General features: G+C 51.8%; 20 protein-coding genes and 1 riboswitch. Of the genes, 16 read left to right on the plus strand and 4 right to left on the minus strand.

Annotated elements, in window-relative coordinates; translation table 11 throughout:
* The first annotated feature begins 2 nt into the window (after nucleotides 1-2).
* Nucleotides 3-1,151, plus strand: coding sequence for a transglutaminase domain-containing protein (locus CHH75_RS16465; RefSeq protein WP_095398693.1), 1,149 nt, complete (start codon nucleotides 3-5; stop codon nucleotides 1,149-1,151).
* Between the two features lie 186 nt (nucleotides 1,152-1,337).
* On the opposite strand, the gene CHH75_RS16470 is transcribed toward CHH75_RS16465, so the two are convergent.
* Nucleotides 1,338-2,732: an amino acid permease gene (locus CHH75_RS16470; protein WP_176475598.1), complete on the minus strand. Its 1,395-nt coding sequence runs from the start codon at nucleotides 2,730-2,732 to the stop codon at nucleotides 1,338-1,340.
* A 252-nt stretch (nucleotides 2,733-2,984) separates the two neighbouring features.
* Nucleotides 2,985-3,203: riboswitch (Lysine riboswitch) on the minus strand.
* Nucleotides 3,204-3,453: 250 nt separating this feature from the next.
* Nucleotides 3,454-4,584 carry a virulence factor gene (locus CHH75_RS16480; RefSeq protein ID WP_095398696.1) on the minus strand — a complete coding sequence of 377 codons (1,131 nt, stop codon included), beginning with the start codon at nucleotides 4,582-4,584 and terminating at the stop codon, nucleotides 3,454-3,456.
* A gap of 377 nt (nucleotides 4,585-4,961) precedes the next feature.
* Here CHH75_RS16480 and CHH75_RS16485 point away from each other — a divergent pair, with 377 nt between their 5' ends.
* The 4 genes from CHH75_RS16485 to CHH75_RS16500 all read left to right on the plus strand — a co-directional run bounded on the left by CHH75_RS16485 (nucleotide 4,962) and on the right by CHH75_RS16500 (nucleotide 10,410).
* Complete coding sequence (locus CHH75_RS16485; RefSeq protein WP_095266576.1) at nucleotides 4,962-6,314, plus strand: cytochrome ubiquinol oxidase subunit I; 1,353 nt, start codon at nucleotides 4,962-4,964, stop codon at nucleotides 6,312-6,314.
* Nucleotides 6,311-7,342 carry a cytochrome d ubiquinol oxidase subunit II gene (locus CHH75_RS16490; protein WP_095266577.1) on the plus strand — a complete coding sequence of 344 codons (1,032 nt, stop codon included), beginning with the start codon at nucleotides 6,311-6,313 and terminating at the stop codon, nucleotides 7,340-7,342. Before CHH75_RS16485 ends, CHH75_RS16490 begins: the two co-directional genes overlap by 4 nt.
* A gap of 212 nt (nucleotides 7,343-7,554) precedes the next feature.
* Nucleotides 7,555-8,598: an MBL fold metallo-hydrolase gene (locus CHH75_RS16495; protein ID WP_095266578.1), complete on the plus strand. Its 1,044-nt coding sequence runs from the start codon at nucleotides 7,555-7,557 to the stop codon at nucleotides 8,596-8,598.
* A gap of 186 nt (nucleotides 8,599-8,784) precedes the next feature.
* Entirely contained in the window at nucleotides 8,785-10,410 is a 1,626-nt protein-coding gene (locus tag CHH75_RS16500; RefSeq protein WP_095266579.1) for an ABC-F family ATP-binding cassette domain-containing protein, read from the plus strand.
* 252 nt (nucleotides 10,411-10,662) lie between these two features.
* Here the strand turns inward: CHH75_RS16500 and CHH75_RS16505 are convergent, their stop codons facing one another.
* A complete protein-coding gene (locus CHH75_RS16505) occupies nucleotides 10,663-10,848 on the minus strand; it encodes a hypothetical protein (protein WP_095266580.1) in 186 nt (61 codons plus the stop codon).
* Between the two features lie 218 nt (nucleotides 10,849-11,066).
* Here CHH75_RS16505 and CHH75_RS16510 point away from each other — a divergent pair, with 218 nt between their 5' ends.
* Nucleotides 11,067-11,978 (plus strand): cation diffusion facilitator family transporter, encoded by a 912-nt coding sequence (locus CHH75_RS16510; RefSeq protein ID WP_176475596.1) that lies wholly within the window; start codon nucleotides 11,067-11,069, stop codon nucleotides 11,976-11,978.
* An 88-nt stretch (nucleotides 11,979-12,066) separates the two neighbouring features.
* On the opposite strand, the gene CHH75_RS16515 is transcribed toward CHH75_RS16510, so the two are convergent.
* Nucleotides 12,067-12,414, minus strand: coding sequence for a hypothetical protein (locus tag CHH75_RS16515; protein WP_095266582.1), 348 nt, complete (start codon nucleotides 12,412-12,414; stop codon nucleotides 12,067-12,069).
* Nucleotides 12,415-12,606: 192 nt separating this feature from the next.
* Between CHH75_RS16515 and CHH75_RS16520 the strand changes: the two genes are divergently transcribed.
* From CHH75_RS16520 to CHH75_RS16565, 10 genes are all read left to right on the plus strand, one after another.
* A complete protein-coding gene (locus CHH75_RS16520) occupies nucleotides 12,607-13,185 on the plus strand; it encodes a hypothetical protein (protein WP_095266583.1) in 579 nt (192 codons plus the stop codon).
* Between the two features lie 263 nt (nucleotides 13,186-13,448).
* Nucleotides 13,449-13,904, plus strand: a complete 456-nt coding sequence (locus CHH75_RS16525; protein WP_095266584.1) for a MarR family winged helix-turn-helix transcriptional regulator — start codon at nucleotides 13,449-13,451, stop codon at nucleotides 13,902-13,904.
* 93 nt (nucleotides 13,905-13,997) lie between these two features.
* On the plus strand, nucleotides 13,998-15,500 hold the full coding sequence (locus CHH75_RS16530; protein WP_095266585.1) for a DHA2 family efflux MFS transporter permease subunit: 1,503 nt from the start codon (nucleotides 13,998-14,000) through the stop codon (nucleotides 15,498-15,500).
* Nucleotides 15,501-15,658: 158 nt separating this feature from the next.
* A complete protein-coding gene (locus tag CHH75_RS16535) occupies nucleotides 15,659-16,180 on the plus strand; it encodes a DUF948 domain-containing protein (protein ID WP_095266586.1) in 522 nt (173 codons plus the stop codon).
* Nucleotides 16,181-16,268: 88 nt separating this feature from the next.
* Nucleotides 16,269-16,799, plus strand: a complete 531-nt coding sequence (locus CHH75_RS16540) for a hypothetical protein (RefSeq protein WP_095266587.1) — start codon at nucleotides 16,269-16,271, stop codon at nucleotides 16,797-16,799.
* Between the two features lie 95 nt (nucleotides 16,800-16,894).
* Nucleotides 16,895-17,242 carry a YflT domain-containing protein gene (locus tag CHH75_RS16545; RefSeq protein WP_095266588.1) on the plus strand — a complete coding sequence of 116 codons (348 nt, stop codon included), beginning with the start codon at nucleotides 16,895-16,897 and terminating at the stop codon, nucleotides 17,240-17,242.
* Nucleotides 17,243-17,509: 267 nt separating this feature from the next.
* The gene (locus tag CHH75_RS16550) at nucleotides 17,510-18,664 is read left to right on the plus strand and encodes a PP2C family protein-serine/threonine phosphatase (protein WP_095266589.1); all 1,155 of its coding nucleotides are present in this window, start codon (nucleotides 17,510-17,512) and stop codon (nucleotides 18,662-18,664) included.
* Between the two features lie 18 nt (nucleotides 18,665-18,682).
* Nucleotides 18,683-22,360 (plus strand): response regulator, encoded by a 3,678-nt coding sequence (locus CHH75_RS16555; RefSeq protein WP_095398697.1) that lies wholly within the window; start codon nucleotides 18,683-18,685, stop codon nucleotides 22,358-22,360.
* Nucleotides 22,361-22,424: 64 nt separating this feature from the next.
* Nucleotides 22,425-23,291: a CheR family methyltransferase gene (locus CHH75_RS16560; protein ID WP_095266591.1), complete on the plus strand. Its 867-nt coding sequence runs from the start codon at nucleotides 22,425-22,427 to the stop codon at nucleotides 23,289-23,291.
* A gap of 19 nt (nucleotides 23,292-23,310) precedes the next feature.
* On the plus strand, nucleotides 23,311-24,993 hold the full coding sequence (locus CHH75_RS16565; protein WP_095266592.1) for a response regulator: 1,683 nt from the start codon (nucleotides 23,311-23,313) through the stop codon (nucleotides 24,991-24,993).
* Nucleotides 24,994-25,011 lie beyond the last annotated feature (18 nt).

Below are 25,011 nucleotides of genomic sequence, written 5' to 3' on the forward strand. Positions count from 1 at the left end.
AGATGAAACGGAAACGGAAGAGCACGACAAGTGCCAAATTGCTGCTGGCAGTCATCATCGCATTCGTCGTAGCGGCGGTGCCTGAGCCTGCCGAATTAAGCGATGTTTACGCCACCTCGAACAAGGCGGTTGTTCAATCGGTTGATGCTATTCAAGAGAAACTGCTGAACGCGATGAGCAGCAGGGAGGAAACCGTTCGTTTTGCATATCAAGGGGAGACCAAATCGCTGAAGACACAGCTGAAGAATGCTCTGGATCAGGCGATGGCCAGCGACCCGTACATTCACTACACGATCTCCAGCTATAGCTACGACTACCGTGGCACCTCCTCCTCCGCGGATGTGACGGTCCGGCTGACTTACCGGGAAACCGCGAAGCAGACGGAATATGTCAATGAGCAGACGGAGAGCATTTTGAAATCCTTAATCAAGCCGACCATGAACGATCATGAGAAAGTTAAAGCCATTCATGATTGGGTCGTATTGAACCTTGAATATGATACAACCCTGACCAAATACACAGCCTATGATGCGCTTTCGACCGGCAGTGCCGTCTGTCAGGGGTACGCCCTGTTGACGCACAAGCTGCTCAAGGAAGCAGGGATTACGAACAAGATCGTGGAAGGAACAGCTTACTCTTCCGACAATCCTAGAGGACAGCTGCATGCGTGGAATCTCGTTCAACTCGGCGGCAAGTGGTACCACCTGGATACGACCTGGAATGATCCGTTGCCTGACCGCAAGGGAGAGGTATCCTATACCTATTACTTGCGCACGGATAAACAGATGAGCAAGGATCATACCTGGGTGAAACAATACCCTGAGGCCAGCACGTTGTACCGGGACACGCTGAAGGGGCTAGTGACGAAAGATCGGGCGAAGAGCGTCGTGTACACCCAGCTCATGAATACGCTGGAATACCATCTCTATGATGCCAAATCCATTGTTAAGACGCATAAGGATCTCAGCGCCTTGCTTGCTGCCAGCAGCACCCAAAAGGATAAGCAGCTCGTCTTCCGTTTTAACGGAAATGAGAAGGAGCTTGTCCGGGTTCTGCAAGAGGTGCAGAGCAAGGGAAATGTAGGTTCGATACGCTACTACTATGGTCCATTTGAGGATACGGGAGATTTAAGGGTTCAGATGACCTGGTAAAAATCCCTGCGCTAAATATAAGAGTTGCCCATGAAGAGCATATAGCTCTTCGGGGCAACTCTTTTTTAGAAGCTGATGAATATTGAGAAGGGCCGGGGACAAGCATAGCTTCTGCTTGATTCCCCGGCCTTCTTTTTGCAAGGTTCCTGCACATATAGCATGAAGATTCGTGATTCCGTCTTCGCGTTAAGAGACGCGTTCTGTTCCCAGATCACATTCCTTGAGCGGAATGATGCGGCTTTTCTTCACGATGGCATATCCGAACCAGATGGCCAGGAACAGCGGAATGCTCACATAAGTGGCAAACATGGTGTACCAGTCGATATCCCCGCTTAAATCACCTTGACCGATAATGGCCACAAGGCAGAGGATAAAGGCAAAGATCGGACCGAACGGGAACCAGCGTGCCCGGAACGGCAGCTCACGAAGGTCCCGCCCCTGTGCCTGGAAGGCTTTGCGGAAACGGTAATGACTTACCGCAATCGCAAGCCAGTTAATGAAGCCGCACATGCCCGATGCATTCAGCAGCCAGATGTAGACAACACCGTCGCCGAAGAAGGAAGCCAGGAAAGCGAGCATGCCGACAGATGCTGTTACGATCAGTGCGGCAACAGGAACACCTCTCCGGTTCAGACGACTGAGCCATTTAGGAGCAAGCCCCTGCTTGGCCATCGCGTACAGCACCCGGGTTGAAGCATACATGCCCGAGTTTCCGGCAGACAGAACCGAAGTAAGGATAACCGCGTTCATGACGGATGCGGCGAAGGCAAGACCGGCTCGTTCAAACACCAGTGTGAACGGGCTGACACTAATGCTGTCAATGCTCGATTGAAGCAGACTTGGATGCGTGTAAGGGATCAGCAAGCCAATGACAAAGATCGCAAGAATGTAGAAAATGAGGATGCGCCAGAACACCTGGCGGATCGCTTGCGGCACATGCTTGCGCGGATTCTCGCTTTCCCCGGCGGCCACGCCGATCAGCTCCGTGCCCTGGAAGGAGAACCCTGCCGCCATGAACACGCCAATGAGCGCAAAGAATCCGCCGTGCACAGGCCCGCCGCCAAGATCGAAGTTGGAGAAGCCGACCGCTTCGCCGCCCAGAATGCCGAAGATCATGAGCACACCCACGATCAGAAAGACGATCACCGTCACGACTTTAATCATGGCAAACCAGTATTCGGACTCTCCGTAGCCTTTGGCTGACAACACATTCAGTCCAAACATAATGCCCAGGAACAGCAGGCTCCACAGGAAGGAGGGGCTGTCCGGGAACCAGAATTTGATGATGACCGTCGCTGCCGCCAGCTCTGCGGCGATGGTAACCGCCCAGTTGTACCAGAAGTTCCAGCCGACGGCAAAGCCGAAGGCGGGGCTGACATAGCGGGATGCATACGTACTGAACGAGCCTGAATCCGGCAAATACGTAGCCAGTTCTCCGAGACTGGTCATCAGGAAATATACCATAAGGCCGACGGCCGCATAAGCGATGAGCGCGCCTCCCGGTCCTGCCGACGATATGGCTCCGCCGCTGGCCAGGAACAGCCCGGTGCCGATGGAGCCGCCAAGGGCGATCATCGTCATATGCCGCGTCTTGAAGCTCGGCTTCAGCGATGTCGCCGGTGTAGATGTCTTACGATTCAAAACCTAACACTCCTCTATACGAAATTAAGGGCACATGATGCCATGCGAGACGGACAAAGGCACAATCCTTCAACTGCATGGACCATGCTGACCCGCTGCTTCCCATATACGGGATGATCTCTTGCGTAGAAAAACATAAAGGACCGCAGGTTGTTACCTGCGGTCTGTTCCATAGACGCCGCACCAAACCTTCCAGAAGATAGCGCAACACGGTTGCCCGCCGGCCGTTCACATTATAGATGAACATGCAGGCGCTCCGTGACAGTTCCGTTTCTTTCGACAACGGCCCCAGCATGGGGGCCAAGAGTGATTCCCCCCACACTTCGGCAGACGCGCCTTTCACCCGTGCTTCATCGGCTCCTCTTCGCCTTCACACGCTTACTGATCACGTCCGCAACCTCTACCTCATCGTAGGAATGATGAGGCTATCTCATATTTGATTTTCCCAGGATTGCCAACAACAATCGCTTCGTATCCGATGTAGACGCCACATATAGATGTATCGGATCATTCCGTACTATATATGGTGTTGGATGACTGCGGATGCTTAGAGTTATTGACACATCCGTACACAAGAGATTCCTAGTATATATCACATGAAGTGTTAGATGCAATGGTTAAATTTACTTGCGCCCCATCAGGTGAGGCGTTTCTGTGACATTTAGGATTTGGAGCGCTTGGCCATCTGCTGCCACACGGTGCCGGCGGCTTCTTCGCCGGACTGAATGCGCTCCAGCGCCATTCTCGCCTGCAGGCTAACCTCGAATTCCGGATCATCGGCCGCTTCCTCCAGGGCAGGTCTGGCCTCTTCAGTGCCAACCTCGTACAGGAAGCGGGCTGCGCGCCAGCGTACAATTTTGCTGCTGTCCTTCAGCGCCTCGGTCATGACCGGCGTTGCTGCCGGATCGCCGATGTCGGAGAGGGTATCTCCAGCAGTACGCCGAACGGCCGGCGAGTCATCCCGCATCGCTTCATACAGAAGCTCCATCGCTTCCGGCGTGCGCAGATCCCCGAGATAGACGACTACCAGCCTGCGGATCTGCATCTTCGGATCATGAAGCGCCTTGCGCAGCAGCGGGATATGCTGCTCGGTCGGCTCCAGCACCTCCAGCGCGGCATAACGCACCCGCCAGTCTTCATCCTGCAGCGCGGCTTCCATTTCCGCATCGGTCAGCTTCCGCCGCTGCTCCACAAATTCCTCATCGCTGGCCCCGTGTGCGATAGCCTGGGCAACAACCTTGTCCAGACGCTCCTGCGGGAACGCTGCCTCAAGCTCTTGCTCCACCTCGCGGGCTATTTCCGAAAGCTCACCATAGCGAACGCCATAATCTTTCAGCTTCCGTTCCTTGATGAGCGTGGCGGTCGCTACCTCGGTTACCGCCTCCGTAAAGCGGGAGGAGAGGGCGATCCGCTCCTCGCGGTTGCCGCTCTTGACCCGGATTTGCATCGGGATGCCGCGGAAGAACTGAACGAACACCTGCGCCTCACCGAAGGCAAAGCCCTCTTCGTCATTGTTCAGCCCTTCGGTCAAGCCCTCCTGGCCGAACATCTCCTGCACAGCACCAAGGATGGATGGCCATTCCGCATTGCCTTTCCGGTCGAGGGCGATAAAATCGGCGGTATGGAAAATGCTCTTGACGCCAGGGATATGCAGCAGCTGCCGAATCCAGGCCGGGGCGGAGCGTTCATTGTCTAGTGTATATGTTTTTCGGATCCCGGGCTCCAGCGTCTCATCAAGATGAAGCTTCATGGAGTTCGGGCTCGGGGTAGGTTCGATAAAAGTGATTTTCATTGCATTTTTCAGCCTCCTTTGGCTCTATTGTACCTTTTTTCATTGACAGAAAAAACATCCCGCCTGCTTTCGCACACAATTTCCCTCGACTTTGGATAAAAAGAGGAAACACTTGTAAAACTGATACTGGCTAACCTTTTGCAGTTGTACATTCATTTTCCATCGGGAGGTTGTGTGACTCATGCACAAAGGACAGGAGAAGAAGCTGGCGATCGTTTGCTTTATAGCCGCGGCGATCATGCTGTACGCAACCGTAAAGGCCTGCTTGCGCATGCTGCATTATTTTGGCTGACGCCACCCGTTTTTCGCATGACATTCGTATCAAAGCTAGAAAGGCTACTGAAGCTATTAAAGCCATCATCGAGGAGTGAACCTGAATGTCGTTTCTGGACCCAGTATTAATGAGCCGGATTTTGTTCGGTTTGACCTTGTTTGTACATATCGTGTTTGCAACCATCGGGGTTGGGATTCCGATCATGCTGGCGCTGGCGGAGTGGAGAGGGATACGGACGGGGGATTTCCATTATACGCTGCTTGCCCGAAGGTGGGCGCGGGGTTATGTCATTACGGTAGCCGTCGGTGTAGTGACAGGCACGGCCATCGGTTTGCAGCTGAGTCTGCTGTGGCCGACATTTATGCGGGTTGCGGGTAAAGCGATCGCGCTGCCGCTGTTTATGGAGACCTTTGCCTTTTTTGTGGAGGCCATATTCCTTGGGATCTACCTGTACACATGGGACCGTTTCAAAAATAAAGCCATGCATCTGCTGCTCCTCATTCCGGTGGCGATCGGCTCCTCGGCATCGGCCTTCTTCATTACGAGCATGAACGCGTTTATGAACCAGCCGCAGGGTTTCGAATTGGTGGACGGGGTATTTACGAATGTGAACCCGTTTGTCGCGATGTTCAATCCGGCCACGCCGACCAAGGTCAGCCATGTGCTGGCTTCCGCCTATACCACAAGCGCGGGGGCGCTGGCCAGCATCGCTGCTTTCAGCCTCCTTCGGGGACGAACCCATGTCTATTTTAGAAAAGCGCTCAAGCTGTCGGTGATCGCCACTTTCGTATTTGCGATCGCCACCGTCACGATTGGAGATTTCTCGGGCAAGTTTCTGGCTAAATATCAGCCGGAGAAGCTGGCGGCCATGGAATGGCACTTCGAGACGATGCGGTACGCGCCGCTTATATATGGCGGGGTGCTCGATGAGGATCACAATGTTCGATTCGGGCTGGAGATTCCATATGCTTTAAGCATTCTAGCCGGCAACAACCCGGCCACCGAGGTCATCGGGCTGAATGATTTTCCGGAAGATGAGCGACCGCCGCTGTCCATCCATTATTACTTTGATCTGAAGGTGACCATCGGGATGCTGATTGTGCTGATTCCGCTGCTTTACATGTTCCGCAAGAAACTTCCTGGCAAAAAGCCTTATCCAAAATGGCTCCTGCTCAGTATATTGGCTTTGGGGCCGCTTACGATGAGCGCCATCTGGCTGGGATGGTTCCTCGCCGAAATCGGCAGACAGCCTTGGATATTGCGGGGATATATGAAGGTGGAGGAAGCGGCTACAACGTCGCCAAGCGTCGGCTGGATGCTGGTGCTGTTCATATTGCTCTATCTGGTGCTTTGCGTCTCGGCCGTGCGGGTGCTGAGCCAGCTGTTCCGCAACCGGAAGGCAGAGGAAGAGATCGAGGCCCAGGGGCTTGAAATTGAAGGAGGCGACGGCCAGTGAGCTACGAAATCGTTGCGATTACCGTCCTGTGGACATTTCTGTTCGGTTATTTGCTGATTGGCTCCATTGATTTCGGCGCCGGCTTCTTCAGCTTTTACAGCGTTCTGACAGGCCATCAGAATAAAATCCACAACATCATCCAGCGCTATCTGTCCCCGGTGTGGGAAGTGACCAACGTGTTTCTGATCTTTTTTGTGGTGGGACTGGTCGGCTTCTTTCCCGACTCGGCCTACTATTATGGCACGGCGCTGCTCGTTCCGGGCAGTCTGGCGCTTGTTCTCCTTGCCATTCGAGGGGCCTATTACGCCTACCACACCTACGGCACCCAGATCGAGAACAACATTGTTCACATGGCGCTCTACGGAGCTACCGGGCTGCTAACTCCGGCGGCACTGTCTACCATTCTCGCCATTTCCGAGGGCGGCATCATTCATGAGCATGACGGCATCGTCACCCTGAATTGGCTCCGTTTTTTTGCGAACCCGTATACCTGGTCCGTCATTTTGTTGGCGCTGGTCAGCGTGCTGTATATTTCAGCGATGTTTCTGACCTATTACGCGAACCGGGCAGGGGACGAAGCGGCCTTCGGCGTCGTGAGGGCTTATGCGCTGGCATGGAGCGGACCGACGATTTTGGCATCGGTGTTTGCCTTTTTTCAACTTAACCATCAGAACCCGGTGCATTTTCAGAACATGGTCGATATCGCTTGGATGTTTATTGCTTCCTTTATTTGCTTCGCCATTGCGGTTTATCTTGTATGGAGGAAAATAAGGCTGGGCCTGGCCTTCATTATGGTTATGCTGCAGTTCGCCTTTGCCTGGTACGGTTACGGGCGCTCGCATCTGCCGTATGTGCTCTACGATTACATCAGCATTCATGAGAGCATTACAAACGATGCGATGGCCATTGCGCTGATCGCTGCATTTGTGCTCGGGTTATGCGTGCTGATTCCGTCGCTTTTGCTGCTGATGAGACTGTTTCTGTTTGATGCCAACTACATTCGCGGTAAATCCGCCAAGAAGGGATGAGGCGCGTGGAAGACTTTCACATCTTTATTTTGCCGCTGGTAACCGTGTGTGCAGCTGTTATATTCATGGCTATATACGCCCTGAAATACAAGGACCCTTCAGATTAGGAACAAGCTGACTTGCCGCCTGTCATAACGAAGAATCATAAATAATGTAAGTTGAGCCGCCAGGGGTAAAAAGGGTAAAATACAGGTAATGGAAGGAGGGGCAGCATGCCAAGAATCCGCTATAACAACATCGACAATGTTAGTACGGATAAAACCCTGAAGCAATTCAGACAGTGGCGGGAAGAACGTCGCCAGAAGAAAAAGGATTACTCCTATGTCATACCGAACATGACGCCTGATCTTCAGTATTTGCACAGCAACCGGCACGAAGCTTCCGTTACCTGGGTCGGACATGCTACATTCTTCATTCAGTATGAAGGGATGAATATCGTTACAGATCCTGTATGGGCGCGAAGAATGGCGTTTACGAAGCGTCTTGGCGAGCCGGGAATTCCGATTCAGGATATTCCGCCGCTGGACATCATTCTGATCTCCCACTCCCATTACGACCATATGCATATCGCTTCGATCCGCAAGCTGTACCGGGAAGGTACCACAATTATCGTGCCGGTAGGATTGAAACGCAAAATGCTGAGCAAAGGCTTTCGGCGCGTAATGGAGCTGCAGTGGTGGGAAACAGCGGAAATTGGCAGTGTCAAAATCTCGTTTGTTCCTACACAGCACTGGACCCGCCGTACACCGTTTGATACGAATACGTCGCATTGGGGCGGATTCGTGCTGGAGCCGATTGCGCAGGATGCCAATTCAGGCGCTTCAAGCCCCGAGAGTGCTTCAGAGGCTGCCGAAGGCGGGGAGAAGCCAGCTGCGGAGCAGCAGACCCGGATTCTGCCTCCGAACATATATTTTGCCGGTGACAGCGGGTATTTCCAGGGCTTTAAGCTGATTGGGGAACGATTCAATATCCACCTTGCCTTGATGCCGATCGGCGCTTATGAGCCGGAATGGTTTATGACCTCGCAGCATGTGAATCCGGAGGAAGCGCTGCAGGCTTTTCTTGACGTAGGGGCCGAGACGATGATCCCGATGCATTACGGCACGTTCAAGCTGGCGGACGATACGGCGCAAGAGGCGCTGGAGCGGCTGGAGGCGGAGCGGAAGCGGCTCGGCATTGCAGAGGAACGGGTACGGGTGCTGAAATACGGCGAGACGTTCAAGGTTCAGCCGGAGAGACGCAGTGTGCAATCCTAGACAACGGCTTCCTTCAATATAAAAAAATGGATAACCTTCTGTACCTTTTTGGTGATATGCCGCCTGGTACAGGAGGTTTTATTGTGCTTCCATCCTCGGTGTCGAATCTTACATACTTCGTTCGCGGTGTCACTTATGCTATAATGTGCAAATAAACCAATAGTTTAAAAAGGATGGTAATGCTTAATGATCAGTACAAGCGGCGTAACGCTCCGCTATGGAAAACGAGCACTGTTTGAAGACGTAAATATAAAGTTCACTCCCGGCAACTGCTACGGACTTATCGGAGCCAACGGTGCGGGGAAATCGACTTTTCTGAAGATTCTGTCCGGCGAGATTGAACCGAACCAGGGCGAGGTGCACATGACGCCGGGTGAGCGAATGGCTGTTCTGAAGCAGAACCATTATGAATATGACGATTATCCGGTTCTGGAGACGGTAATTATGGGTCATGCGCGTCTCTATGAGATCATGAAAGAGAAGGATGCGCTGTACGCGAAGCCGGACTTCTCCGAGGAAGACGGCATGCGTGCCGGTGAGCTGGAGGGCGAGTTCGCGGAGCTGAACGGATGGGAAGCCGAGTCGGACGCATCCGCACTCCTGATTGGTCTCGGCATTCCGCGCGAGCTGCACGACAAGAAGATGGCAGAGCTGAGCGGCAACGAGAAGGTGCGGGTGCTCCTGGCCCAGGCGCTCTTCGGGCGTCCGCATAACCTGCTCCTTGACGAGCCGACCAACCACCTGGATCTGGAATCGATTCAGTGGCTGGAGAACTTCCTCATGGATTATGAAGGCACCGTTATTGTGGTATCTCATGATCGGCACTTCCTGAACAAGGTATGTACCCATATCGCAGATATCGATTTCGGCAAAATCCAGCTGTACGTCGGCAACTACGACTTCTGGTACGAGTCCAGCCAGCTGGCGCTTCAGCTGCAGCGGGAATCGAACAAGAAGAAGGAAGAGAAGATCAAGGAACTGCAGGCGTTTATCCAACGCTTCTCGGCGAATGCTTCGAAATCGAAGCAAGCGACTTCCCGGAAGAAGCAGCTGGACAAAATTACGCTGGAGGACATTCGCCCTTCAAACCGTAAATACCCGTTCCTTAACTTTAAGCCGGAGCGTGAGGCAGGCAAGCAGCTGCTGACCGTGGACAGCATCACCAAAACGATCGAAGGCGAGAAGGTTCTTAATAATGTCAGCTTCGTTGTAAACAAAGGCGATAAGATCGCATTTGTCGGTCCGAACGGCATTCCGAAGACGACGCTGTTCCAGATTGTGATGGGCGAGAGTGAAGCGGACGCTGGTGAATACAGCTGGGGTGTCACAACAACGCAGGCATATTTCCCGAAGGATAACTCCGCATACTTTGACGGGGTTGACCTGAACCTGGTGGAATGGCTTCGCCAGTACTCCCATGATCAGGATGAGACATTCCTGCGCGGGTTCCTCGGTCGGATGCTCTTCTCCGGTGAGGAAGCCCTGAAGAAGGCAAGCGTTCTGTCCGGGGGCGAGAAGGTGCGCTGCATGCTGGCCAAGATGATGCTGAACGGTGCCAACGTGCTTATCTTTGACGAGCCGACCAACCACTTGGATCTCGAATCCATTACGGCGCTGAATAACGGCCTGATCGACTTTGACGGCACGATTCTGTTCACGTCCCATGACCATCAGTTCATTCAAACGATTGCCAACCGCATCATCGAGATTACGCCTAACGGTGTGATCGACCGCGTGATGAGCTATGACGAGTATCTCGAAAGCGAAGAGATCAAGGCGCTGCGCGCAAGCATGTATCCGGTGGAGGCTTAACCTGCCGAACCTGGTTCTCCGAGATATGAAAGGCCTGCAAGAGTATGAATCTTGCAGGCCTTTTGTGTGTCTTTCTAAGTATTGTGGAAGAGGAAGGGACGCGGTATACGGTATTAAAAAGGCCGAAGAATCAGCATACGCCTGTCTTCGACCTTCTCGTCCGGCTCATCTGCCTTGACAGCAGGGGATACCGGGGGTGCGGCTTGTCTTGCTGCCTCGTGAGGACGAAGCTGCAAGAGCATCACATGTGGCTTACGATCCGCCAGTGCGCCGCCGCTGGTTGTTCGGTTTTTTGTTGTTTTGGCTTTTCATTTTCGAGGATGATCCGGGCTGGAAATGCCCGGGCTTTTGGGATGCGCTCTGCTGCTTTTTCTGCTCAAGCTTTTGGCGGATCGCATCAGCCAGGTTAATTTTACGGGAATGCTCATTTTCAGTCATGACAGCATCCTCCTTATGTAGGATTGTCCTCATTTTATTCCTTTTTAAAAATGCATACAAGGGTAACAATAATTTATATTAAATATTACGCCGCGACGAATCTTTGTCGCAAGCAAGCGTGCGTGTGTTTGTCAGCCGTATGAAGAGCTTCGGCTGGAATAATCGTGAGGCTGCAGTTTCTTGTTCTCGCACATCGAATGGGCAAAGGAGATCATAGGGTGAACGCATATGACAACATAAAAAAAGGGGAGCGAGGGGCTTGGGTCAGCATTGCTGCCTACCTGGTTCTGTCCGTTTCCAAGCTCGTCAGCGGGTACATGTTCGCCTCAAGCGCACTTCTGGCTGACGGGTTTAATAACTTGACTGACATCGTGGCGTCAGCCGCCGTGCTGATTGGACTGCGCATCTCCCAGAAGCCGCCGGACTCCGATCATGCTTATGGCCATATGAGAGCAGAGACGGTTGCGGCATTAATCGCTTCGTTCATCATGGCGGTGGTGGGCATTCAGGTGCTGGTGGAGGGCTTCCGGTCCTTCTTTACCGGAGGCAAGGGCACGCCGGATCTGATGTCAGCTGCTGTAGCTGCAGTGTGTGCGCTGGCCATGCTCGGCGTATATCGCTACAACCGCAATCTCGCACGCCAAATTGATAGTCAGGCATTGATGGCTGCTGCGAAGGACAATCTGTCGGATGCGCTGGTCAGTGTGGGCGCAGCGGTAGGCATCATCGGCTCCCAGTTCGGATACCCATGGCTGGATACGCTCGCTGCGATTGCCGTCGGGATCATTATTTGCAGAACAGCATGGGAAATATTCAAGGACAGCACACATAGCCTGACTGACGGATTTGATGAGAACCGGTTGTCTGACCTGAAAGAGAGCATTGCCCGCACACCGGGCGTAGAAGGCATTAAAGATGTGAAAGCCAGAATTCACGGCAATCATGTATTGGTTGATGTCGTTATTGAGGTTGATCCGGAGCTGAGTGTGCGCGAAGGCCATCATATCAGTGACCTGATCGAGGAGAAGATGGAGAAGCTGCATAACATTATGAGCGTCCACATCCATGTGGAGCCAAGGGCGGACCACCCGAAATTGGGGGCGGACCAAGCCGATCGTTCCCCATCTTGATAACGCTCTGAACAGGGGGGCCACGAGCGCATGACAAACATCCCGGACTCCAGTTGATGGAATCCGGGATGTACTATATTCATGAAGATTAAGTTTGATCCACGAAGAGCCAGGCCTTGCCAAGCCAAGTGTAGATTTCTACCCATTCACCGCCAGCTACCGTGATGCGCTCTCCTGTCGTTTTCACCTTTTGCGGGGCCAGGGCACCGATTTTTACTCCGTTAGGCGTATTGTAGAAATACGCAACTTCCGTCAAAATAACATCCTCGGATGGGAACAACACAACCAGTTCCGGCTTGATGATCGGTTCGCTCTGGATTGGCTCATATGTAGCCTCCGTAACGGTGCCCGTAACCGGGTCTGCGCTTGCAACAGCAGTCATCGACAAGGCCAGCGTCAAAGCGGTGGTGATGGCTAGAGTGTTCTTTTTGTTCATGGTACATCCTCCTTGTAAGCGTTGTAGTATTCTGATCAGTATCGTAATACCACAAAATGGATGACATGAACCAAGGGAGCAGGGAAGAGTGATCTGAAAATGTGACAAGCTTCCTCATTTCATATATACTTTGGGAGGAAAACCATAGAGAGAGGTTGTCCTACAACGGTATCTTTTGTGGAGGGGAAATCAATGAGTCGTCCGAGGAAAAGACGAGGTGGAATCTGGCTGACATTGCTGATTCTGATCATCGCCATATTGGGGGCAGGAGTGTGGTTTATCTCTCCGACGCAGAAGCTGGATCTCGGATACCGCGCTGTCGATTTTAAACCGAAGCTGCTGCAAATGGTAGAGACGCGAGAGGCACAAATGATCTTGACGCCCGAAGAGGTAGGGAACCTATCGAAGAAAAATTTGATTCAGTATTTGAGAGAACATGACCTGGGCGTAGAAATCACCGGCGCTGCATTCAGAATGGATGGAGATACGATGCTGGCCGATATTAATGGCCGCTGGGGGCTGCTTCCGTTCGGGGCTCTGCTGCAGTTTCATATGACGGCTGACGGGAGCTTTATTTATCTCAAGCATGAGGCTACAACGATTCGGGGGGTCGATGTCCCAACGTCGTGGTTCCATCTTTCTGACATTCAAGTATCGCTGAAAGAACATTTGCCGGATCTTGTTACTGTAAGGGACGTTGAATTTTTGCAGGATGGCATGAAGCTGTCCTTTAAGCTGGACTGGACATCATTGCCTTTATTATTAAAATAACGGAAGTACACACACGCAACAACGAAGGATTAGATCATGAAGCAGACTCGGGAAGGGCAACCGGACCGGGTCTTTTTTTATTCCATCAATTTTCAGAAAACAATATGAAAATTATAATTATGTAAACATTGACATGGATCGATAGCAGGATTATAATCAATTTTGTTTAGTAATAAATGCTTTAGTTCTAAACTATTTAAAAAGGAGTCACCATAACTTTATGAATAGCGAGGCTGGGGCAGGAAAAGGGGCGTAATCTTACAATGTCCATCCAGAACGACATCCTGGAAGTGGAGATGCTATTTAAGAAGATGCTGCGCACCGTCCAGAGCGAATGGCAGAAGGAGGGCTTCCCGAAGCTGGGAAGAAGTCAATTTACCACGCTTGAGAAGCTGAATGAACTTGGGGCGATGCGGCTGTCTGACGTGGCGGATACGATCCATGTCACGGGCGGCGCGGTCACCGGCATATCCGATAAGCTGATCGAAGGGGGATATGCTCGCCGGGTTCGTGATTCCCAGGATCGGAGAGTTGTGTATCTGGAAATTACGGATCAAGGGCGTGAGTTGATCCGGCAGCTGGATAAGAAGCGCGCCGAGCTTTCCGAACTGCTGTACGGTTTTTTGACGGAGGAGGAGATTCGGCAGCTGCGGATCATATACCGCAAGATTATCGAGAACATTGAAACGATTCACGGTCAAGTCGGCTCCGATGACTGAGTTTTTTTGGGAACAAGATTTTACTGAATTTATGGCTGATATGAGCAGAAGTTATTCAACATCATTTCGTGAAGGAAAGAGAGTGATATTTGCATGAGCACCCCTATTGCGGCTCACAAGGGTGAGAACATCAAGAAAGGGCCGATCATCGCGGCATTGATGATCGGTGCTTTCGTAGCGATACTGAACCAGACCCTAATGAACGTCGCTTTGCCGAGCATTATGACCAGTCTGGATATTAAACCGACCATTGCCCAGTGGCTGACCACGGGCTTCATGCTGGTGAACGGGGTTCTGATTCCGGTCACGGCGTTTTTGATCGCCCGTTTTTCAACGCGGCAGCTTTTTATTACGGCGATGAGCGTGTTTTCACTTGGAACGCTCATATGCGCGATCAGCCCGAACTTCGGCTTTCTGCTGACAGGTCGCCTTGTCCAGGCAGCGGGAGCAGGGATTATTATGCCGCTGATGACCGTCGTATTTCTGAATATATTCCCTGTTGAGAACCGCGGCAAGGCGATGGGAATGATGGGGATCGCCATGATTTTTGCCCCGGCCATCGGCCCGACGTTATCGGGATATATCGTTGAGCACTCCACATGGCGAGTATTGTTTTACATGATTTTGCCGTTTTCGATCATCGCAACTTTGATCGGTGTGTTCTTCCTGAAGAACGTGACCGAAGTAAGCCGGCCGAAGCTCGACACACTCAGCATCATTTTGTCGACGATCGGCTTTGGCGGCTTGCTGTACGGCTTCAGTGACGCTGGCAACAACGGATGGTCCAGCACAACCGTCATTGCAACGCTGACTGCGGGTGTGATCGGGCTGGTCCTGTTTGTATGGCGCCAGATGACGGTCAAGGTACCGATGCTGGAATTCCGAATATTCAAGTACAACATGTTTACATTAACGACCTTGATCAACGTCATTGTTACCATGGCGATGTTCGCAGGCATGATCCTGCTCCCGATATATCTTCAGCAAATCCGGGGCTTCACACCAGTGGAATCCGGCCTGTTGATGCTTCCAGGAGCGATTCTAATGGGCATTATGTCCCCGATTACAGGGGCGATTTTCGACAAGGTTGGCGCCAAGTGGCTGGCGGTTGCAGGCTTGCTGATTACGGCGATTACGACCTGGGAGTTCAGTAATTTGACCGAAACGCTGTCGTATGGGCATATTATGATGATCTATACCGCGCGGATGTTCGGGATGTCACTGCTGATGATGCCGATCCAGACCGCCGGTTTGAACGCATTGCCACAGAGCATGAACGCCCATGGCACGGCAATGTCCAACACGCTGCGCATGGTTTCCGGTTCGATCGGAACCGCGATTCTGGTAACGATTATGGCTACCCAGGCGGAAAGCCGCGGGGCAGCGATGGTTCAGTCCGGACAATTTAATCCGCAGAATCAGGCCGATATGCTCCAGGTTGCCCATGAATCGACCATTTACGGCATTAACTATGCGTTTGTCATTGCGACATGGATCACCGTTGTTTCCTTGCTGCTGGCATTCTTTATTAAGAAGACTACGCCGGCCGAGGAGCCGAGAACCGCGGGCAACACGGAGGCGCCAGCAGCTGTGTAATTACCGCCTGAAATACGAAGTGATCCGAAGAAGGGAATTCCCCCGCAAGCTGCGGGTGGAGCTCCCTTCTTTTTGTTGTGCCGCTGATTCGGGCTTCTCCCCAAAGGGTAACTATGGGGTATCCGATGACAACATTACTGAAAGTGAGGTTGGATAGAATGCTAACCCAAATCAGCGTAGCCGTCATTGCTGTCGCTTTTGCGGTGCTCGTTTTTTTCCTGATTAGAACACTTAAAGCAGCAACCCAGTCACTCGACAAAGTAACGCAGACGCTCCAGGATGTTCAGAAGACGGTGGACGAATTAAGTTATGAGGTGAAACAGACGATTCGGAATACCAATGATATTGCAGTGGATATTCAACATAAAATGCAGCAGATTAATCCGGTTATGGATACCGTGAAAAACTTGGGCGAGGCATTGAGCGAGGTCAGCTATGCAGTGAAGCAGGTATCTGCTGGCATGGTCAGCCGATTCAAGCACAAGCCTGCCGAGCCTCAGCAGGAAGCGGTCAGGGAGCGCTCGCTGCCTGAGCCTGGAACGAAGCAGGATCGCACCATTCAATCCTACGAATCGGTGTATGAAGCGTCTCGGGAAACGACCAAGGGCCGCAATTGGCTAAGCTATGTCGATATGGCTGTCGGACTGTGGAACAGCTTCCGCCGCCAGAGAGCCAGATAAGAAGATGTACACGTACGGAGAAAGAACAACAAGCCAGCTTGTGCGTTAGCACCGGACACACGGATTCGGACAGGAAGGAGGAGGGAGTATGCGGACGATCGTACTGCTGCTCATGACGATGCTGCTGTCAACAGGAGGAGAGGCTGACGCGCCGGTCGTCAGTTCGGCGGGCATACCAGATAACGATGCCGCTTATACCGCCAGCCCATTCAGACTCCTTAATGATCGCGAAGTGGTACAGGATGAGCCCATGTCCTTGAACGGAGTGGACCTAAACGACACCAAGACTGAAATTGTGCACAAACTGGGTGCTCCTGCGGCGATAAAGGATGACCCGATCCAGCATGTTACCGTATTGCATTATGATCATATGGAAATCGGAATCGATCATGACCGAACGGAATATGTACATGTCAAGCCTTCAGCGGGAGAGTTTCAGTTGAATGGGCAGCCTGTTCCGATGACAATCCGTGATATTCATGCTTTTCTCGGGCAGCCCGACCATGCAGCCGAGGACGGGGATGTGTACGTTCGGGGAAACGAAGCACTGAAGGTATTTATGAATCGGGATAGCGGTCATATTACAGGAATCGATTTATTTTTCTCACATATAGAATAAAAAAAGTGTTTCAGACCGACTGAAAGTGGTTAATATCTAATGGACCTATATCCTGTAGGTGATTATGGAGCGCTATTAGGGGAGGTTTTCGACATATGTCATCCACCAATACGAAATCATATGCTAAAGTTGTAGAGAACGGCACCCTCGCCGCTCAGGAAATAGAGAATCTGCATCAATCCGGCTACACGACAGATCAAATCTATGTGCTTGCACATGATTCCGACAAAACAAGTAAAATCGCCGAGGTGGCCGGAAGCCGCGAGGTTGGAATGAAAGAGGAAGGGCTGTTTGGCTCGTTTGCGAACCTGTTTCGTTCCAGAGGCGATGAGCTGCGCGCCAAGATCGAATCGCTGGGCTTCACCGCAGCGGAGGCCGCTTTCTATGAAAAGCAGCTGGATATTGGCAAAGTACTTGTTATTGCAGTGAAGAATGATGAATGAATTCGATACTGCCCCATACTCGAACAAATGCCGGTGTCGTGCCATGGGCAGAAGATATAATCTAAGACATAGATAAGGAATGGGACCCTGATCTGTCCCATTCCTTATCTATGTTTTTAACATGTAGTGGGTTTAGTGGGTTATACCCTTGCTTGATTGATTTCATAGATTCCTGAAATTGCACAACCGATCCCATAATTCGGTTGTAGTATAATGAAATTCATAATGACACTTACGGGGAATCAGTCATCGTTAAAGGAGCGGAACATGAAAATATTAATCGTAGACGACAATCCGACTAACGTTATTATCATACGCGAAATTTTGAAAAAGGAAGGCTTCCGGGATACGCTGGCTGCTTCCTCCGCCCTTGATATGCTGGAGCATCTGGGGATCGGCGATCATACGGACGCGCTTCGTCCGGGCAGAGTCGGGATCGATCTGATTTTGCTGGATATGATGATGCCGGAGATGGACGGGATCGAGGCTTGCCGGATCGTCCAGCAGTATGAGCATTTGAAGGATATTCCGATCATTATGGTGACGGCTGTTGGCGATTCCAAGAAGCTGGCTGAAGCGCTGGATGCCGGGGCAATGGACTATGTTACGAAACCGATCAACAAGGTGGAGCTCATGGCCAGAATCCGTCTGGCGCTGCGGTTGAAGCATGAGAAAGATTGGCACAAGGAGCGGGAGCAGCGGGTTCAGGATGAGCTGAGGCTGGCGGCGATGGTGCAAAACGCGGTGCTCAGTTCCCCGATTGTGAACGATCAGGTCGAAATTCATGCCCTGTATCAGCCGTCAGCGGAGCTGGCAGGGGACTTGTACGCCTGGTATCCGATCAGTGAAGACAGGTATGGTGTCATCTTGCTGGATATGATGGGACACGGCATATCCTCATCCCTGTTTTGCATGTTTATCGCCTCGGTATTGAAGGACACCGTAACGACCTACGTGGAACCGGAGAAGGTGATCCAGGAATTGAATCGGCGGTTTAATCAGCTGCATATTGAGGAGCAGCTCATTCAGTATTATTTTACCGCCATCTATTTAGTAGTAGATACTCGATTGAAACGGGTCGATTATGTCAATGCGGGTCATCCGCCGGCGCTGTTTTTCCAGGAGGATGGCAGTGTAGTAACACTCGATCAGGGCTGCTGCCCTGTCGGCTTGTTTGACCGGATTGAGGAGATGGAGCCGCGGAGCTTCCATTATGAAGGCCAGGGGCATTTGGTGATGTATACGGATGGCTTGCTGGAGCTGGTCGACGGCGGACACGATGAGAAGCTAAGCTTCCTCCAGGAGCGGCTTGGCGGTTCCCATGACTGGAGAGAAGAGGAGATGAGGGCACAATTTTTTGTAGACCACTTGTCCGAGGAGCGGGAAGATGATAAATGTCTTGTATGGGTATGTCTTAAATAAAGGAGAGGGACAAGCGTCATGAAATTAAGAAGCAAGCTAGTCATCGGCTTTTCCACCTTGCTTGGTCTCATGCTCGTTCTGACTATGGTCGGCTACGACAGATTAAGCTACATGCGAGATCAGATGGATACGATATACGGAGAGCGTTATCAGAAAGTAAGGGATTCGAGCCAAATGCGGGGCGAAGTGAACAACATGGCCCGCGCGCTCACCAATCTGATTGCGACAGGAACGGTCGACAATTTCGAGGCGAGCAGACATGAGATCCAAAGTATGACCGACCGGGCTTTTGAGCTGTATGGGACACTTCATCAGAGCGTCACAAGTGCGGAGGAACAGCAGTTTTTGGCCCGAATTGATGATGCCGTCGGAAGCTATGTGGACTATCAGAATCACATATTGGAACTGATGGAGGCTGGCGATATCCAGGAAGCCAACCGGATTCGCATCACCAGCGGGCAGGCGGTTCAGGAGGAAATGCTGAGCAGTCTGAACGCGCTGGCGGATTACGAGGATCAGAAAATTGCCGAGGATATTGAGTTGGCCCAGTCCGCTTATGAGCGTTCGATCCAAATGAGCATTTACTTAATGAGCGGCGGTCTTCTGCTCGGATTCCTGGTCATTCTGTGGATCGTGCCAAGCATTACACGCGGCATTAACGTGGTATCTCTGATGCTGAAAAGCTTCGGTGAGGGCAGGCTGAAGGCGATCAGCCGGATCAAGGTGCCGTCGAAGGATGAATTTGGCGAGGTTGCGCGCGTGTTCAAGGAATTGTCTGCGGACATTCTGGAGAAACAGAAGGTGGAGGAAACCTATCTCCAAGCGCAAAAAGATCAGTCGTGGATCAATTCCAACATGGCCCGGATTACCGAGCTGCTTGAAGGGATTAATTCGCTTGAAGAAGTTGGCCAGCGCTTCATCAGTGAGTTCACGCCGGTGCTGGGCTGCCGATACGGGGCTATCTATATCCGGCAGGAGGACAAGCATCCGAACAAGCTTGAAATGAAAGGCTCGTATGCGCATGAGGGCGGCGAGGAGCCGAAGGATGTGTTTATGATTGGCGAAGGGCTTGTCGGACAAGCTGCGCTGGACAAAAAGCCGATCAAGCTGGAACGTGCGCCGGAAGACTATATGAACATCCACTCGGCATGGGGATCATCCAAGCCGGGCATGATTGTGATTTATCCGATTCTGTTTGAGAACGAAGTGCTGGGCGTTGTGGAATTTGCTTCCTTTGAGCCGATTTCCCCGCTTCAGGAGCAGCTGCTGCAGCAACTGACGCAATCGCTGGGCATTATCGTTAACAATATTACAGGGCGTCTGCGCGTCGAAGGATTGCTGCGGGAATCCCAGGCGCTGACGGAAGAGCTGCAGTGTCAATCCGAAGAGCTGCAGACCCAGCAAGAAGAGCTTCGTCGCTCCAACGAAAATCTGGAGGAGCAGACTGCAGCACTCAAGCGTTCCGAGGAATTGCTGCAGCGTCAGCAGGAGGAACTGGAGCATTACAATACCGAGCTGCAGGCCAAGACCCGCGCGCTGGAAGAACAGGTGCAGGAGGTTGAAGAGAAGAACGAGGAGCTTGAACGTACTCGTCATCAATTGGAACAACAGGCACTTCAGCTGTCGATGACCACCAAGTATAAATCCGAGTTTATGGCCAATATGTCGCATGAGCTTCGGACTCCGCTCAACAGCTTGCTGATTTTGTCTCAGCTGTTGTCGGAGAATAAGGAAGGTAATCTGAGTCAGAAGCAGATTGAATATGCACAGACGATCCATACGTCGGGCGCGGATCTGCTGAAGATGATTGATGAGATTCTGGACCTGTCCAAAGTGGATGCCGGCAAGATGGAGATCAATCATGAGGAAGTTCATATCCGGGATATTAAAGGGTTTGTATTCCAGAACTTTGGTCCTGTCGCTTCCCGGAAGCAGCTGGAGCTCCATGTCCGCATCGAGGACCGTGTTCCGGAAAGCATCGTAACCGATGGGCACCGGATCAAGCAGATTTTGCGGAACCTGCTGTCCAATGCCTTCAAGTTCACGAACAGCGGCTCTGTGGAACTGGCGGTCAAATCGGCCAATCCGGCAGCACTGCCTTCATTCCTCAAGCGGGATACCGATTATATCGCCTTCTCGGTAATCGATACAGGCATCGGCATTCCTGCCGACAAGACCGAGCTGATCTTCGAGGCCTTCCAGCAGGTGGATGGGACGACGAGCCGCAAGTACGGCGGAACCGGGCTTGGCCTGTCGATCAGCCGTGAGCTGTCCCGTCTGCTCGGAGGCGGCATTCAGGTGGAGACAGAAGAAGGGAAGGGCAGCAGCTTTACGCTGTTCCTGCCAGCGCTCACCGCCGTTCCGGAACCAAGCGCGGCTCAGGAAGCCGCTGCAACAACTGAGGAGTCAGCCAGAGCGGAGCTTATTGTGCCGAAGGCTAGATTGATCTCCCCAAGAGTGCTGGCTAAGCCGGAGGAGCATCCGATTGAACTTGAAGATGACCGCAATGATCTTGGACCGACAGACAAGGTGCTTCTGATCATTGAGGATGATGTTAAATTCGCCAGCATATTGCTGGACATGGCCAGAGGCCGCGGCTTCAAGGCATTGGTTGCCCTGCAGGGCGATACCGGCCTGAAGATGGCGCAGACGTACAAGCCGGATGCCATCATTCTGGACATTCAGCTTCCGGTCATTGATGGCTGGTCGGTGCTCGGCGAACTGAAGAGCTCTGCAATCACACGGCACATCCCGGTTCATGTCATTTCGGTTGTAGATGAAGTGAAGCAGGGATTAATGATGGGTGCGATCGCTTATTTGAAGAAGCCATCGTCGCGTGAGGCGCTGGAGAATGCCTTCAACCATATCGCCTCCTATACTGAAAAATCGGTGAAGCATCTGCTGATAGTGGAGGATGACGATATTCAGCGTCATTCCATTATTGAATTGATCGGTCACGACGATGTTTCCATTACGGCTGTATCGACCGGCAGAGAGGCGTTGATCGAGCTTCGCAAACAACGATATGATTGTATGGTTCTTGATTTAATGCTGACCGACATGACCGGCTTCGATCTGCTTGACCAGATCCGGGATGATGAGAACTTGGTGGACCTGCCAATCATTATTTATACCGGCAAGGAGCTTGATTCGAAGGAAGAGACGCGTCTTAGAAAATACGCGGAATCGATCATCATCAAAGACGTGAAATCGCCTGAACGGCTGCTGGACGAGACTACGCTGTTCCTGCACCGGGTAGAGGAGAATCTGCCGGAAGACAAGCGGAAGATACTGCAGAAGCTTCATAACAAGGAAGAGCTGTTCGACGGTAAGAAGATCCTGCTGGTCGATGACGATATAAGGAATGTATTCGCACTATCCAGCGTGCTGGAAGGGTACAATATGGATGTCACGTTTGCAGAGAATGGCCGCGAGGCGATCGAAATGCTCCAGAAGAATCCGGATTACGATCTGGTGCTGATGGATATGATGATGCCGGAAATGGACGGTTATGAAGCCATGCGCCGGATTCGCGAGATGCCGGAGTTTGAGAAGCTGCCGATTATCGCGTTGACGGCCAAGGCGATGAAGGAAGACCGGGTGAAATGTATTGAAGCGGGCGCTTCCGATTACATGAAGAAGCCGATCCAGACCGAGCAACTGCTGTCACTTATGAGAGTATGGCTGTATTCGTAGCTCTTGCATCTGGGTAATATAATATATCTAGTCATCAAATATTCAGGAAAGCGGTGCAAGAACAATGTCATCAAGTGGCCGAGCAGATGAGAAAGAGTGGGAAGGCAGCCATGGGGAAGAGCTGGAGCAAATTGAAATTGAGCTGCTTCTGGAAGGTGTCCATCGCTTCTACGGATACGACTTCCGCAATTACGCGCTCCCTTCACTGAGGCGGAGAATATGGCATCATGCCCATGCGGAGGGTGTGCAGACGATCTCGGCGCTGCTGGAAAAAGTGCTCCATGATCGCGCATGCTTCGAGCGGCTCATCTACAATCTGTCGATTCCGATTACGGAAATGTTCCGGGATCCCCAGCTGTTCCTAACGTTCAGACAGAAGGTTGTCCCGATGCTCCGGACGTATCCCTACATCCGTATTTGGCACGCCGGCTGCTCGACAGGTGAAGAAGTGTACTCGATGGCGATTCTGCTGCATGAGGAAGGCCTCTATGAGAAGTCGAGAATTTATGCCACCGATATGAACGCCCGTTCCCTGCAGCAGGCCAAGGAAGGCGTGTTCGACATCAAGCGGATGAAGCAATACACCAAGAATTATTTGGAAGCCGGAGGCACCCGCTCATTCTCCGAATACTATACAGCTAAGTATAACTCTGTTATTTTTCAGCCTTTTCTGAAAAAGAATATGGTTTTTGCGGAACACAACCTGGCGACAGACGGTTCTTTTAATGAATTTAACGTGATCTTTTGCCGGAATGTAATGATCTATTTTAATGATGAGCTTCGTGATCACGTACATGGACTATTTCATGAAAGTCTGAGCCACTTCGGTATTCTGGTTCTCGGCTCGAAAGAGTCGATTCACTTCACCAGTTACAGTGATTCCTATGAGACACTGGATCGGGCCGAGAAAATATACCGGAAGATCAAATAGGATTTTACAGGAGGATTCCATGGGGGTTCACGAACCGATTCATATCTTGTTGGTAGATGACCGTCCTGAAAATCTGCTGGCGCTGGAAGCAGTCCTGGACAGCAAGGATTATACGCTGGTCAAGGCAACCTCGGGGGAGGAAGCGCTGCGGTGCATTTTGAAATATGATTTCGCAGTCATTGTACTGGACGTACAGATGCCTGGCATGGACGGAATTGAAACCGCAAGGCTGATTAAGGCAAGGGATAGAACCAAGGATATTCCCATCATCTTCATCTCCGCTAACAGCAAGGAGGCGGAGCACTTATTTGCGGGATATTCAGCAGGTGCGATCGATTATATGGTCAAGCCTTTCATTCCACAGATCCTGAAATCGAAGATTGAAGGATTTGTAGCGATGTATCAGACGAATAAAAGACTGAAGACACAGTCGATGCTCCTTCAGCAAAAAACACTGGAGCTTGAGCGCATCAACCAAGAGTTGGTTCAGGCCAAGGAAGCGGCCGAGATTGCCGCCAAGGCCAAGACCGAATTCCTGGCCATGATGAGTCATGAAATCCGGACACCCATGAATGGAGTGATCGGTATGATTGACCTGCTGATGGAGAGTGATCTGGAGGAGGAGCAGCGGGAGTATGCCCGCATTATTCGGGGCAGCGCGGATGCGCTGGTCAACATCATTAACGACATCCTCGATTTCTCCAAGATGGAGTCTGGCAAGATGGAGCTGGAAGAGTATCCGTTCGAACTGAAGCCTTGCATCCAGGAGGTCTTTGGCTTGTTTTCGGCTGAGGCTTCCAAGAAACAGCTGGAGTTTTCCTATTCTATTGAAGAGCAAATTCCAAGCATGCTGTACGGCGATATGGGCCGACTGCGCCAAGTATTGATGAATCTTGTATCCAATGCGGTCAAATTTACGAACAAGGGCGGCGTATATTTGCTCGTCTCCCTTGCAGACAGCGAAGAAGAGCGGCTTACGCTTAAATTCACCGTGAAGGATACGGGGATTGGCATATCGCCGGATAAGCTGGACCGACTGTTCAAGCCGTTCTCCCAGCTGGATTCCTCCATGACACGAAAGTATGGGGGGACCGGACTGGGACTTGCCATTTGTAAATCCTTGGTGCAGATGATGGGCGGGGAGATCAGTGTGGAATCGGTGGAGGAGCAGGGAGCTACCTTTGTCTTTACGATTCAGGTTCAGGCTTATGCCGAGGAGAGTATTCACCCGCAGGAGGATCTGCAGCTGGAGAAATTCAGTGTCCATGGCGGCCAAACCCCGAGCATTCTCGTCGTCGATGACCATCCGGTGAATCAGAAGCTGATGGTCAGCATGATGGACAGGCTGGGTCTCGGGGCGGATGTTGCCCAGGATGGCCAGGAAGCGGTGGACCTCGTTTCGGGCTCGAAACGCTATGATATTATTTTTATGGACCTGCAAATGCCGGTTATGGATGGGCTGGAAGCGACACGCTCCATTCGCAGGTTGCCGGAACTCCAGGATCATCCTCCCGTGATCATCGCCATGACAGCCAATGTGATGGAAGGGATACAGAAGCGCTGTCTGGATGCGGGAATGAACGACTATATAAGCAAGCCGGTCAATATTGGCGGTGTCCGTCATATGCTGGCCCGTTACGGTTATCCCAAGCTTCGGGAGTGGCAGGAGGATGCCCCTGCGATCAGGATAAACCATGGTTGAGAATTGCCAATAATTGAT

The organism is Paenibacillus sp. 7541 (assembly GCF_002276395.1).
GTDB classification, from domain to species: Bacteria; Bacillota; Bacilli; order Paenibacillales; family Paenibacillaceae; genus Paenibacillus_AQ; species Paenibacillus_AQ campinasensis.